We start from the raw sequence: 12,701 nt of genomic DNA on the forward strand, positions 1-12,701 counted from the left end.
CTCTTCCGGCCTCCGCGGCCCTCGCCCCGGCCGGCCCCGATTGACCCGCCCCCGCGCCAGGCCGTACAAACGCCGCATGCCACCTCCCCTCCCCCTCGCCGGTATCACCGTCGTCAGCCTTGAGCAGGCCGTCGCCGCGCCCTTCGCCACCCGGCAGCTCGCCGATCTGGGCGCGCGCGTCATCAAGGTCGAACGGCCCGGCGGTGGAGACTTCGCGCGGCGGTACGACACCACGGTGCACGGCCAGGCCAGCTATTTCGTCTGGCTGAACCGCTCGAAGGAATCCGTCACCCTCGACCTGAAGTCGGTGGACGGAATGCGTGTTCTCGCCGAACTCATCGAGGGCGCCGACGTGTTCGTGCAGAACCTCGCCCCCGGCGCCGCCGCCCGCATGGGTCTCGGCGCCGAGGAGCTCCAGGCCCGCCACCCCTCCCTCATCCCTTGCACCATCAGCGGGTACGGCACCGACGGCCCCTGGGCGGACCGCAAAGCGTACGACCTGCTCGTGCAGTGCCAGACGGGGCTGCTCCAGCTCACCGGCACCCCGGACGAGGCGGTGCGCGTGGGCATCTCCGTGGCCGACATCGCGGGCGGCATGTACGCCTACAGCGGCATCCTCTCGGCGCTGTTCACCCGGGCGACGACCGGCCGCGCCCCGGCCGTCGAGGTCTCCCTCTTCGACGCGCTCGCCGAGTGGATGAGCCAGCCCGCGTACTACACGCGCTACGGCGGCACCCAGCCGCCGCGCGTCGGCGCCCGGCACGCGACGGTCGCGCCGTACGGTCCCTTCACCGCCTCCGACGGCAAGGACGTCCTGCTGTCCGTGCAGAACGAACGCGAATGGGCCGCCCTGTGCCGGGAGTTCCTCGGCCGCCCCGAGCTGGCCGACGACCATCGGTTCGCCACCGGCTCCGACCGCGTGGCGCACCGGGACGCCCTGGACGCGATCATCGCCGTACGTTTCCGGGAGCTCGGCGGTGACGAGGCGATGAAGCTCCTCGACCGGGCCCACATCGCCAACGCGGGTGTCAACTCGGTCCAGGAATTCCTCGACCACCCCGTGCTGAGCGAGCGCGGGCGCTGGCAGGACGTACGGGTGCCGGGGGTGCCGTCGCCCGTACAGGCGCTGCTGCCGCCCGCGGACCTCTCCGGTGTGGCCCCGCGGATGGACCCGGTGCCGGCGGCGGGCGAGCACACCGAGGCGATCCTCGCCGAGCTGGGGCGCGGCCCGGACGAGATCGCCCGGCTGGTCGCCGAGGGGGTGTGCCGGTGAGCGCCCTGGACAGCCTCCCGCCCGACGAGCAGCTGGCGGTCACGACCGTGCGGGACTTCGTGGACCGCAGGGTCCGGCCCGCTGTCAGGGAGTTGGAGCGTTCCGACACCTATCCCGAGGCGCTCGTCGAGGGGATGAAGGAGCTCGGCGTCTTCGGGCTCACCGTCCCCGGGGAATACGGCGGCACCCCCGTCTCCACCCCTTGCTCCGTCCTGATCACCGAGGAACTGGCGCGCGGCTGGATGAGTCTGGCGGGCGCGATGGGCGGCCACACGGTCGTCGCCGGGCTGCTCGCGCGCTTCGGCACCGACGCGCAGAAGAGCCGCTGGCTGCCCCGCATGGCCACCGGCGAGGTGCGCGCGACGATGGCGTTGACCGAGCCGGGCGGCGGCTCCGACCTCCAGGCGCTGCGCACGCTCGCGCGCCGTGACGAGGACGGCGGCGGGTATGTCATCGACGGCGCGAAGACCTGGATCACCAACTCCCGCCGCTCGCAGCTGATCGCGCTGCTCTGCAAGACCGACCCCGCCGCCGAGCCCCGCCATCGCGGCATCTCCGTCCTGCTCGTCGAGCACGGCCCGGGCCTGACCGTCTCGCGCGATCTGCCGAAGCTCGGCTACAAGGGCGTGGAGAGCTGCGAGTTGTCCTTCTCCGGCCACCGCGCACCGGCCGACGCGCTGCTCGGCGGCGTGGAGGGAAAGGGGTTCGGGCAGATGATGAAGGGCCTGGAGACCGGGCGGTTGCAGGTGGCCGCTCGCGCGCTCGGCGTGGGGCGCGCCGCGTTCGAGGACGCGCTGCGCTACGCCCAGGAGCGCGAGTCGTTCGGCGTGCCGATCTGGCAGCACCAGTCCATCGGCAACTACCTGGCCGACATGTCGACTTCACTCTCCGCCGCCCGCCAGCTCACCCTGCACGCGGCGCGGGAGGCCGACGCGGGGCGGCGCGTCGACATGGAGGCCGGCATGGCCAAGCTGTTCGCGTCGGAGACGGCCATGCGGATCGCGCTGGACGCGGTCCGCATCCACGGCGGCAACGGCTACTCGACCGAGTTCGACGTCGAACGCTACTTCCGCGACGCGCCGTTGATGATCGTCGGTGAGGGGACCAACGAGATCCAGCGCAATGTGATCACCCGTCAACTCGTGGCGCGCGGCGGCCTGGACGTCTGAGCCGCCGTCCACCGCTGCCCGCGGATCAGACGGCGGTGCCGAGCCCCTCGATGACCACCGCGTTCGGCAGCGCGGCGAAGGCCTTGCCCGGCACGATCAGCTTGCCGCGGCGGCTGCCGCTGCCGACGAGGACGTACGGCAGATCGACGACGACGGCGTCGACGAGCAGCGGCCACGCGGCGGGCAGCCCGATGGGCGTGATGCCGCCGTACTCCATACCGGTCTCCCCCGTCGCCGTCTCCATCGGCGCGAACGACGCCTTGCGGGCCCCGAGTTGGCGGCGGACGACGCCGTTCACGTCCACGCGCGTCCCGGACGGCACGACGCACGCGGCGAGCGTGGTCTCGCCGCCGCGCTTGCCCGCCACGACGACGCAGTTGGCGGACCGGGAGAGCAGCTCGGGGCCGTAGTGCTCCAGGAAGGTGGCGGTGTCGGCCCACTCCGGTTCGGTGTCGACGTGGATCAGCTCGTCGGCCGGGACGGGCCCGCGCCAGCCGCGTACGGCTTCCGCGACGGGTGCGACCAGCAGGTCGAGGACCTCGGGAGCGGGGTGGACGACATCGAAATCACCGAGAGGAGCACGCATGGCGGCACGGTAGGCCACTCGGCGCGGGGCGCGCCAACAGCTCTCAGTGGGTGGACGCGTGGGCGGGCGGGACCGAGATCGACAGGGTCATCTCCAGCGGCTCGGCACCCTTGTTGTGGTAGCCGTGCGGGACGTTGGCCTCGAACGTGGCGGCCGTGCCCGTCGCGACGGCGTGCTCGACACCGTCCACGATGAGCGTCAGTTCGCCCCGCACCACGTGCAGCAGCTCGATCGTGCCCGGCGGATGCGCGTCGGAGTCGCTCCCGTCGCCCGGCATCAACCGCCAGGACCACAGCTCGAAGGGGCCGTGCGCCTCGGCCCCGACCAGGAGCGTGGTACTGCTGCCGGCTTCCGTGGACCACATGCGCACCGCCTGCTCCGGCGGCACGAGGCGGACGTGCGGGCCCTGTTCGTAGTCCAGGAGCGTGGTGATGCTGACGCCCAGCGCGTCCGCGAGCTTCACCGTGATACCCACGCTGGGGTTGGTTCTGGCCTGCTCGATCTGGATGATCATGCCGCGGCTCACACCGGCGCGGGCCGCGAGGGCGTCGAGGGTGAAGCCTCTCTCGTTGCGCCACCGCTTGAGGTTGCGCGCGAGCGACTGGGTCAGCTGGTCGAGGTCCGACACATTCCGTCCAATATTTTGGATGACAGAGTTCACTGTACTGAACTACCGTGCGGTGCACCTGACAGTTCCCGACGGTTCACCACACTGTACTGCGAGGCTCCTCCATGACCGCACTGTTCGCCCTGGCCACGAGCTTGCTGTGGGGCCTCGCCGACTTCGGCGGCGGACTCCTGACCCGCCGCGTCCCCGCCCTCACGGTGGTCGTGGCCTCGCAGGCGATCGCGGTGCTGGTGCTCGGTGCCGTCGTGGTCGCGACCGGCGGGTGGACCGAGTGGGGGCCGCAGCTGTGGTTCGCGGTCGGCGCGGGCCTGGTCGGCCCCGTCGCCATGCTCGCGTTCTACAAGGCTCTCGCCCTCGGGCCCATGGGCGTCGTCTCGCCGCTCGGCTCGCTCGGCGTCGCCGTGCCGGTCGGCGTGGGGCTCTTCCTCGGCGAGCGGCCCGGGCTCGCGCAGTTCGCGGGCATCGCCGTGGCCGTGGCGGGCATCCTCCTCGCGGGCGGCCCCGAACTGCGCGGCGCCCCCGTGCAGCGCCAGGCCGTCCTGCTCACCCTGCTCGCCGCGTTCGGCTTCGGCGGCGTCATGGCGCTGATCGCCGAGGCGTCGAGCAGCCTCACCGGGCTCTTCCTCGCGCTCTTCGTGCAGCGCGTGACGAACGTGGCGGCGGGCGGCGCGGCCCTGTACGTCTCCGTGAAGCGGGGCGGCGCCGCGCTCCCCGAGGGCTCCGGCATCGGCGTCCTGTGGGCGATGCTCCCCGCCCTCGCCTTCGTCGGCCTCGCGGACGTCGCGGCCAACGGCACGTACTCGGTGGCGGCCCAGAACGGCCCGGTCACCGTCGCCGCCGTGCTCTCCTCCGTCTACCCGGTGGTCACGGCGCTGGCGGCGCGAGCGGTACTGAAGGAACGGCTGCGGGGGATCCAGGCGGCGGGAGCGGGCCTGGCGCTGGTGGGGACGGTACTGCTGGCCAGCTGACACGGCCCCGCCAGGGGCGCGGGGAACTGCGCGACCAGCCACACACGACCCGCAGCCGAAAACTCACCGACCTACCCCTTGCCCATCTCCCCCATCTCCCCCAGCGCGATCAACTGCTCCGGCGTAACCCCCTCAGGGATGGGAACCGGCGCGGGCGTCCGCAACGGCGGCTGCCACCCCACCTCCACGTCCCACGTCCGCACGACCCGCGCCGGCGCCCCCGCCACCACCGCGTGGTCGGGAACCTCTCCCCGCACGACGGCCCCCGCGGCGACCACGACATTGCGCCCGATCCGGGCACCCGGCAGGATCACCGCGCCCGTCCCCACCCAGCACCCGGCCCCGATCTCCACCGACTCCATCCGCGGCCACTGCTTGCCGATGGGCGTGTGCGGATCGTCGTAGGAGTGGTTGGTGGACGTCACGTACACATAGGGCCCGAAGTAGCAGTCGTCGCCTATCGTCACCGTCGTATCGGCGATGACATGGCTGCCGCGGCCGAGCACGACGCCGTTGCCGATGCGCAGAATCGGGTCCGGGCCGAGGTCGAGGTCCGGCATCATTCCCGCGGTGAGCGTCACGTGCTCGCCGACGATGCAGTGGTCGCCGAGCCGTATCCACGGCTCACCGAAGACGGTGCCCTGCGGGAAGGCGAGCTTCGTGCCCTCACCGATCGCCCCGAACCGCAGCCGTCCTGGATGCGCGGCGGTCACCGCGCCCGTGCGCTGCACCCACGCCCATCCCGAGTGGACCGCGCGCTGCGCGAGGCGGCGCGGCACGGCGGCGAGCGATGAGAACGTGTTCCTGTTCTTCGGCACGCGCTCACGTTACTCAGTGCCCCCGGCCCCCGCAGGCCCACAACCTGTGATCTTCACCCCACCCGGCCGCGTGCGCCGCGCCGTCCCGTACGGTGCCGTCAGGCGCGACACCACGGAAGACGCACGGAAGCGGGGAGCGAGTCGATGGGCCACGAGGCACTCATCACCGGCATCGGCGGCAAGGATCCGAAGATCGACACGGCGGCGTTCACCGCGCCGACCTCGGTCGTGCTCGGCGAGGTGACGCTGCACGCCGGGGCCAGCGCCTGGTACGGCGCGGTGCTGCGCGCCGACTGCGGGCCCATCGTCGTGGGCGCCGACAGCAACATCCAGGACAACTGCAGCCTGCACGTCGACCCGGGCTTCCCCATCACCGTCGGCGCGCGCGTGTCCGTCGGGCACAACGCCGTCCTGCACGGGTGCACCGTCGAGGACGACAGCCTGATCGGGATGGGCGCGACCGTCCTCAACGGCGCGGTGATCGGCGCCGGCTCCCTGGTCGCCGCGCAGGCGTTGGTGCCGCAGGGCATGCGGGTGCCCCCGGGCTCGCTCGTCGCGGGCGTGCCCGCGAAGGTGCGCAGGCAGCTCACCGACGAGGAGCGCGAGGGCATCTCGCTCAACGGCTCGATGTACGTCGAACTGGCCAGGGCCCACCGCGACGCGCACGCCGCCGGGTGACCACTCGGTCGGCTCGGTCGGCTCAGTCGCCGACGCCGACGGGCTGCGGCTCGGCCGCCACGGGGCGGGCGGTCCCGGCGGTGGCCTCGGCCTCGGCGGCGGCCTTCTTGGCCCGCCGCTTGACGAACAGCATGGACCCGACGCCGATCAGTACGGCGATGGCGAGCCCGAGGTAGGAGAACCGCTTCAGCCAGTCCTCGGCGACCACGCCGATGTAGTAGATGACGGCGGTGGTGCCGCCGGCCCAGACGATGCCGCCGAGAACGTTGGCGATCAGGAACTTCCAGTACGGCATGCGCAGGACGCCCGCGAGCGGACCGGCGAAGATGCGGAGCAGCGCGACGAAGCGGCCGAAGAAGACCGCCCACATGCCCCACTTCTGGAAGGACCGCTCGCAGCTCGCGACGTTGGCCGCGCTGAAGTGCTTGGGGAACTTCCGCTCCAGCCAGGCCAGCAGCGGCCGGCCGCCCTTGCGGCCGATGGCGTACCCGATGGAATCCCCGATGATGGCACCCGCGGTGGCGCAGGCACCGAGGATGACGGGGTCGATGTCACCGTGCTGGGAGGACAGGAGAGCCGCGGAGACCAGGACGATCTCACCGGGCAGCGGAATGCCCAGGCTCTCCAGGCCGATGACGATTCCCACCAGCGCGTAAATGCTGACGGCCGGTACGTGCTCCAGCCACTCCTGGACGTGCAACGCCGGTTCCTCCCGTAGTTCCAGTGCTTGCCCCCGGCATACGCGCCCACACAACCGCGCACGCCCGCGCAGCCTACCGGTCGGAGATCACCTGGACGGAACGACGCCGCCCGCTTCGGGCTGCCGTCAGCTGGGGTCGTTGGGCCTGAGGGTCCACAGGACGGTCATCTCGCCGGTCACCGCGCCGTCCGCGCGGCGGATCTCGACGGCGACCGGGAACTCGGGGCGCTGTCCGGCGTCGAGTTCGGCGATCACGTCCCGCGCCGGGCGGCCGAGCGTCGCCGTGGCCGTCACGGGGCCCATGGCGAGCTTCTTGTACGCGATCTCGGCGCTGACGGCGAGCGGCACGGCGCGGGAGAGCTGCGCGCCGAACGCGGCGAGGACGATGGCCCCGCTCGCGGACTCACCCAGCGTGAACATGGCGCCGGCGTGCGGGCCGCCGACGTGGTTGTGGTACTCGCTCTGGTCGGGCAGGGCCACCACGGCCTTGTCCGGCGCGGTCTCCCGGAATTCGAGGTTCAGGGTCCTGGCCATCGGCACCGTGGCGGCGAGCATCTCGCCGATCGACATCTGGTCTGCGCTCATGACGGCGATGTTACCCACGAGTAGAGTCGAATGACCAGGCCCCTCCGCCTCGCGGATCACCGTCCCCTATCGTGAACGCCCATGTGGCATGGACAGCAGCCGCCCGGGGGCGAACCGAACCAGCCGGGCCAGGACCAGAACCCGTACCGGCAGCCGGGGTACCAGCAGCCCAACCCCTATGCGCAGCAGGCCCCTCGGCAGGCGCCCACCATGCCCGGCGAGCCGCGGGGCGGCGCGCCCGAGCCCCCGCGGGGCAACGGCAGGCGGACCAAGCTGATCGCCCTCACCGCGGCGGCGGCCGTCGTGGTGGCCGCGGGCGTCACCGGGGCCCTGCTCCTCGGCGGCGGGAAGGGGGACTCCGCGGAGCCCGGCCCGGCGAAGTCCGGTTCCGCACCCGGCCCGTCCGCGTCCGGCTCCGCCGACAACCCCCGCGCGGGCGCCGCCCCCGGACCCACCGTGCCCGGCTGGAAGGTCGTCGTGAACCCGAAGCGCGGCATCGCCTTCGACGTACCTCCCGAGTGGTCCCTGGAATCGAGGGACTGGGCCGGCGGATATGTGGAGGAGAAGGACGCCGACGACGAATCGGCGCCGTTCCTCGTCGCCTACGCCGCCCCCGCCTACTACAAGGAGAAGTGGTGCGAAAGCGACGAGGACAAGGACGGAGTCAAGGACTACGTCCCGCTGGCCGCCGCGGGCACCCGCGGCAACAAGGACGCCAACAGCACCGAGCAGATCGCACGGCACGACGCGACCATGTGGGTCTACGGCCCCTACACGCAGCCCGACAGGAAGAAGGTCACGACCGGCCCCGTGGAGTCGTACACCACGAAGTCGGGCCTCAAGGGCAGCCTGGCGAGCGCCACTTCGGCGGGTGTCGACAAGCAGGGAAAGTGCGACTCCGACGGCAAGGCCACGGTGTTCGCCTTCAAGGATTCCGCGGGCAAGTTCGCCTCCTGGTCCTTCCACGGCGCGAGGGGCGTGCGGGAGGAGCTTCCGGACGCGACCGTGAAGAAGATCGTCTCGACCGTGCGTGAGTACGAGACGGCCGAGGACTGACCGGCTTCGCGGGCCGCGCCCGGCTTCCGGGGGCCCATGTGATCTTGAACGAGCGCTGCCCGTATCGTGTGCGGCCATGTGGCCAGGACAGCAGCCGCCCGGGGGCGAGCAGAACCCGCGGGACCAGCATCACAACCCGTACCAGCGGCCGGGGTATCAGCAGCCCAACCCGTATCAGCAGCCGGGCTATCAGGCGCCGAACCCCTACCAGCAGCCGGCGACCGCACCGCAGGGCCGGCCCATGGCCAGGGCCACGGCCAGTGGAGCGCGCCGACCGTCCCGGCCGGAGCGCCGCAGGCTCCGGACGGCGGCAACAAGGGCGGCGGCAAGGGCAGCGACAAGGTCAAGGTCATCTCTCTCGTGACCGCCGCCACCGTGGTCGTCGCCGCGGGCGTGACCGGGTTCCTCGTCCTCGGCGGCGACAAGGACAAGAAGGACGAGGGGGGCGCCCGGGCCGACTCCCCCTCGCAGGCCGCCCCCGAGAATCCGGGTGCCGCCCCGGATGACGGCGACGACAGCGAGCGCGGTACGGACAACGGCCTCAAGCCGACCATCAAGGGCTGGCACGTCGTGGTGAACCCCCGGTGGGGCACGGCCTTCGACGTACCGCCCGAGTGGGAGGTGCAGAACCCCGGGTCCGCGATCGCCTTCGAGGACAACAAGACGGGCGAGCCGCTCATGACGATGTCGGCGCCCGCGTATCTCAAGCCCGCGTGGTGCGTCACCGACGACGACAAGGACGGCAGGAGCGAGGACCACGAACTCGCCGCCGTCGGCACCAAGGGCGCCAAGGGCGCGAAGAACACCGATCAGGTCGCGGTCAACCAGGTCGCCTGGTGGGTCTACGCCGGTTACACCCAGCCGGACAAGAAGAGCTTCACGTCCGACGAGAAGGCGCAGCCGTACACCACCAAGTCCGGCATCAAGGGCAGCATCGCCCGCGCCGAGTCCACGAACACGCCCCAGCAGGGCAAGTGCGCCTCCGACGGCAAGGCGATCACCTTCGGCTTCAAGAACTCCGCGGGCGACTACGTCGCGTGGAGCCTCTATGGGGCGCGCGGGGTGAAGGACGAGATACCCGAGGAGACGGTGATGAAGATCCTCAGCACGGTGCGCACCCACGGCGAGCCGACGGAATCCTGACGCTTTCCATCTCTTTCCGCCCCTTTCTGCTCCCCTTGCTGCTCCCCGTCGGCGGCAGGCCGGGGCCGGCCCGGGGGGACGCCCGTGGCACCCGGCCCCCGGCACCTCTATGGTTACTGGCCATGTGGCCAGAACAGCAGCCGCCCGGGGGCGAGCAGAACCCGCAGGACCAGAATCACAACCCGTACCAGCAGCCGGGGTACCAGGCGCCGAACCCCTACCAGCAGCCGGGGTATCAGCAGCCGGGGTATCAGCAGCCGCCCGCGGGCGGTTACCCGCAGCAGGTGCCCGCCGGTGGCTACCAGCAGTCGCACTCGGGCGGGTTCTCACAGCCCGAGCAGCCGCAGCCGCAGTGGTCCGCCCCGACGCCGCCGCCCGGACTGCCGCAGCGGAGCGGTGGCGGCCAGGGCGGAGGTGGCGGCAACAAGACGAAGATCACCGCCATCGTCGCCTCGCTCGCCGTGGTGGTGGCGGCCGGTGTCACCGGCTTCCTGGTCCTCGGCGGTGACGAAGAAGGCAAGGACGACAACGCGGGCCCGGCGAAGCCCTCGAAGTCCGTGACGAAGAAGCCGAGCCCGACGCCCACCAGCGACGGGAACGAACGCGGCGAGGGCGGCGAGGACAAGCCGACGATCCCCGGCTGGCAGGTCGTGGTGAACCCCAAGTGGGGCACCGCCTTCGACGTCCCGGCGGACTGGAAAGTCGAGACGCCGGACACCTTCACCGGCTTCGACGACCGCAAGGACAAGGGCACGAAGGCGATCATCGGCATGTCCGCGCCCGCGGTCTACAAAGAGAAGTGGTGCACGTCGGACGACGACAAGGACGGCGAGCCCGACGACACCTCGCTCGCCGTCGTCGGCACCAAGGGCCAGAACGGCGCCAAGAACACCAAGGACGTCGCGCGCAACGACTCGGCCTGGTGGGTCTTCGGCGGCTACACCGAGCAGACCAAGGCCGACAAGAAGAAGATCAAGATCGGCGAGGTCGAGGAGTACACCACCAAGTCCGGTGTCAAGGGCAGTCTCGCGACGTCGACGACGTCCGGCGCCGCCACGTCCGCCAAGTGCGACTCGGAGGGCAAGGCCACCACGTTCGCCTTCAAGAACGAGGCCGGCGAGTACGTGGCCTGGACCCTTTACGGCGCCAAGGGCGTCAAGGAAGAGGTCTCCGACGCCACGGTGAAGAAGATCCTGGACACCGTGCGGTGGAGCGAGGCCGCGACCGACGAGTCCTGAGGCCGCGCGGCCCGCTCCGAGCCGCGCGGCGCGTTCTGAGCCACGAGAACAAACGGTTTGGCAAGTGAGCCCGCCCCCGGGGACAGTCCCCGGGTGAAGGAACCGCCTCCGTGCCGCGCCGCCGCCCGAGTCGGGCGGGTCGCAACTCCACGCTGCTGACCGCCGCCGCGATCGTGACGAACCTCGGGAGCCACGGGGCGTTGATCGCGGCGGCGTTCGCCGTTCTGGAAGCCGCGGCGGCTGCTGCTCGCGGGCACCCTCTGCGTCTTTCCGCCGGCCGCGCCCTCGGCGGCGCCGGCCGTGCCGCTGCCGGTGGCCGGGCTTGCCGCGGTGATGTTCGTCAGCGGCGTGGCCATCGAGGTGTTCGGCGTCTCCTGGATGATGGATGACCACGATGCACCAGGAGGTCCCGGAGGAGAAGCTGTCGCGCGTCTCCGCCTACGACTGGGTCGGCTCGATCGCGATGGTGCCTCTCGCCACGGCCCTGGCGGGCCCCGCGGAGTCGGCGCTTGGGCGCGGCCCGTCGCTGTGGGGCTGCGCGGTGTTCGTGGTGCTCGTGACGGCGGCGCTCCTGTTCGTCCCCGACGTACGCAATCTGACGCGGCGTACCACGGAGGTGACCGTGCCCACGCCGCGCGCCGAGGGCTCCGCGGAGGTGAGCACCTCGACCTCAGCGGACGCCGAAGCCCCCGTCGGGCGGCTCGGCTGAGAGGACGGCGTCCTCGTCGCGTACGGCCCCCGCATCCCCGACGAACCGCCGCAACGCCCCCACCCCGCCCCCTCCACTCACACACGCCACCCGAGCCGACACCCCCACCTCAGCCGATGCCGAAGGCACCCTCCGGCGGCTCCGGTGAAGGCACGGCCTCCGCGTCACGCACGGCCCCCGCCTCCCCGACAAGGCGCCGCAGCGCCGCGCCGTGCTCGACGCGGGCCGGGAAGGCGTCGGACGCCGCGCGCCGGGCCAGGGCGGCGATGTCGAGGGGGGCGTGCGAGGCGATGAGCACCGCGTTCCCGAAGCGGCGGCCGCGCAGCACGGACGGCTCTGCGATCAGCGCGAGTTCCTCGAAGACCACGGCGAAGGTGGCCAGTTGGGAGCGGAGGAAGGCGAAGGGCGCGCCGTCGGCGAGGTTCGCCGCGTACAGGCCGCCCGGGCGCAGCACGCGGTCGGTGGTCCTGGCGTAGGCGACGGTGGTGAGGTGGGCGGGCACGCGCGAGCCGCCGAAGACGTCGGCGACGAGGAGGTCGGCGCTGTCGTCGGGCGCCGCTTCGAGCCACTGCCTGGCATCCGCACCGTGCACGGTGATCCCCGACTCCCGCTCCCACGGCAGCTGTTCGGCGACGAGTCGCAGCAGCCCCCGGTCGGCCTCGACGACGTCCTGCCGGGAACCGGGACGGGTGGCGGCGACATAGCGGGGCAGAGTGAGGGCGCCGCCGCCGAGGTGGGTGACGTCGAGCGGCCGGCCCGGCGCGGCCGCGGTGTCCAGGACGTGGGCGAGCCGACGGGCGTACTCGAACTCCAGGTGCGTGGGCTCGTCCAGGTCCACGTACGACTGCGGCGCCCCGTCGACGGTGAGCAGCCAGGCCCGTGCCCGGTCGATGTCGGGCATCAGCTTGGCGGTGCCGTGATCGACGTCGCGGGTCACCGGAATCGCCTCGTCCGGGGGCCCGGCCCCCGCGTCGCTCTCGAACTCGTGCGCGTTCACGGGCTCCATTGTGCCCGCCCACCATGCCCGCCCTGCCGTCCCGCCCGTCCCAGGGGTGCGACTCCCCTGGGACTCCCCTCCGCGGACTTCGCGTTCCCCCTCCCGCATCGGCCAGTCGGTCAAGTGAAGCCGACGGTCATTAGTGAGGGCGTT

12 protein-coding genes and 2 pseudogenes are annotated in these 12,701 nt (G+C 71.9%); 8 read left to right on the forward strand and 6 right to left on the reverse strand.

Annotated features, from left to right (window positions below; translation table 11 throughout):
* Positions 1-76: 76 nt before the first annotated feature.
* Both ACOBQB_RS14960 and ACOBQB_RS14965 read left to right on the forward strand, forming a co-directional pair.
* Complete coding sequence (locus ACOBQB_RS14960) at positions 77-1,273, forward strand: CaiB/BaiF CoA transferase family protein (RefSeq protein ID WP_423592167.1); 1,197 nt, start codon at positions 77-79, stop codon at positions 1,271-1,273.
* Complete coding sequence (locus ACOBQB_RS14965; RefSeq protein ID WP_423592169.1) at positions 1,270-2,442, forward strand: acyl-CoA dehydrogenase family protein; 1,173 nt, start codon at positions 1,270-1,272, stop codon at positions 2,440-2,442. Before ACOBQB_RS14960 ends, ACOBQB_RS14965 begins: the two co-directional genes overlap by 4 nt.
* Positions 2,443-2,467: 25 nt before the next feature.
* On the opposite strand, the gene ACOBQB_RS14970 is transcribed toward ACOBQB_RS14965, so the two are convergent.
* Both ACOBQB_RS14970 and ACOBQB_RS14975 read right to left on the reverse strand, forming a co-directional pair.
* Positions 2,468-3,028, reverse strand: a complete 561-nt coding sequence (locus tag ACOBQB_RS14970) for a YbaK/EbsC family protein (protein ID WP_423592170.1) — start codon at positions 3,026-3,028, stop codon at positions 2,468-2,470.
* A gap of 43 nt (positions 3,029-3,071) precedes the next feature.
* A complete protein-coding gene (locus ACOBQB_RS14975) occupies positions 3,072-3,656 on the reverse strand; it encodes a helix-turn-helix domain-containing protein (protein ID WP_423592171.1) in 585 nt (194 codons plus the stop codon).
* 104 nt (positions 3,657-3,760) lie between these two features.
* On the opposite strand from ACOBQB_RS14975, the gene ACOBQB_RS14980 reads away from it, so the two are divergent.
* Positions 3,761-4,624, forward strand: a complete 864-nt coding sequence (locus ACOBQB_RS14980; protein WP_423592173.1) for an EamA family transporter — start codon at positions 3,761-3,763, stop codon at positions 4,622-4,624.
* 71 nt (positions 4,625-4,695) lie between these two features.
* On the opposite strand, the gene ACOBQB_RS14985 is transcribed toward ACOBQB_RS14980, so the two are convergent.
* Positions 4,696-5,442 (reverse strand): acyltransferase, encoded by a 747-nt coding sequence (locus ACOBQB_RS14985; protein ID WP_423592175.1) that lies wholly within the window; start codon positions 5,440-5,442, stop codon positions 4,696-4,698.
* 144 nt (positions 5,443-5,586) lie between these two features.
* On the opposite strand from ACOBQB_RS14985, the gene ACOBQB_RS14990 reads away from it, so the two are divergent.
* The gene (locus tag ACOBQB_RS14990) at positions 5,587-6,120 is read left to right on the forward strand and encodes a gamma carbonic anhydrase family protein (RefSeq protein WP_423592176.1); all 534 of its coding nucleotides are present in this window, start codon (positions 5,587-5,589) and stop codon (positions 6,118-6,120) included.
* 22 nt (positions 6,121-6,142) lie between these two features.
* Here ACOBQB_RS14990 and ACOBQB_RS14995 read toward each other — a convergent pair whose 3' ends face one another.
* The gene (locus ACOBQB_RS14995; RefSeq protein ID WP_423592178.1) at positions 6,143-6,820 is read right to left on the reverse strand and encodes a DedA family protein; all 678 of its coding nucleotides are present in this window, start codon (positions 6,818-6,820) and stop codon (positions 6,143-6,145) included.
* Between the two features lie 126 nt (positions 6,821-6,946).
* On the reverse strand, positions 6,947-7,405 hold the full coding sequence (locus tag ACOBQB_RS15000) for a DUF4442 domain-containing protein (RefSeq protein WP_423592180.1): 459 nt from the start codon (positions 7,403-7,405) through the stop codon (positions 6,947-6,949).
* Between the two features lie 81 nt (positions 7,406-7,486).
* On the opposite strand from ACOBQB_RS15000, the gene ACOBQB_RS15005 reads away from it, so the two are divergent.
* The 4 genes and pseudogenes from ACOBQB_RS15005 to ACOBQB_RS15020 all read left to right on the forward strand — a co-directional run.
* The gene (locus ACOBQB_RS15005; protein WP_423592182.1) at positions 7,487-8,461 is read left to right on the forward strand and encodes a hypothetical protein; all 975 of its coding nucleotides are present in this window, start codon (positions 7,487-7,489) and stop codon (positions 8,459-8,461) included.
* A 76-nt stretch (positions 8,462-8,537) separates the two neighbouring features.
* Positions 8,538-9,604 (forward strand): annotated as a pseudogene (locus ACOBQB_RS15010) (hypothetical protein).
* Positions 9,605-9,726: 122 nt separating this feature from the next.
* The gene (locus ACOBQB_RS15015; RefSeq protein ID WP_423592184.1) at positions 9,727-10,842 is read left to right on the forward strand and encodes a hypothetical protein; all 1,116 of its coding nucleotides are present in this window, start codon (positions 9,727-9,729) and stop codon (positions 10,840-10,842) included.
* Positions 10,843-11,067: 225 nt separating this feature from the next.
* Positions 11,068-11,551: pseudogene (locus tag ACOBQB_RS15020) on the forward strand (MFS transporter); the annotation flags it as partial.
* Between the two features lie 109 nt (positions 11,552-11,660).
* Here the strand turns inward: ACOBQB_RS15020 and ACOBQB_RS15025 are convergent.
* Positions 11,661-12,452: a spermidine synthase gene (locus ACOBQB_RS15025; RefSeq protein WP_423598486.1), complete on the reverse strand. Its 792-nt coding sequence runs from the start codon at positions 12,450-12,452 to the stop codon at positions 11,661-11,663.
* Between the last annotated feature and the right edge of the window lie 249 nt (positions 12,453-12,701).

It is taken from the genome of Streptomyces sp. G5(2025) (assembly GCF_049542075.1).
Taxonomy (GTDB): domain Bacteria; phylum Actinomycetota; class Actinomycetes; order Streptomycetales; family Streptomycetaceae; genus Streptomyces.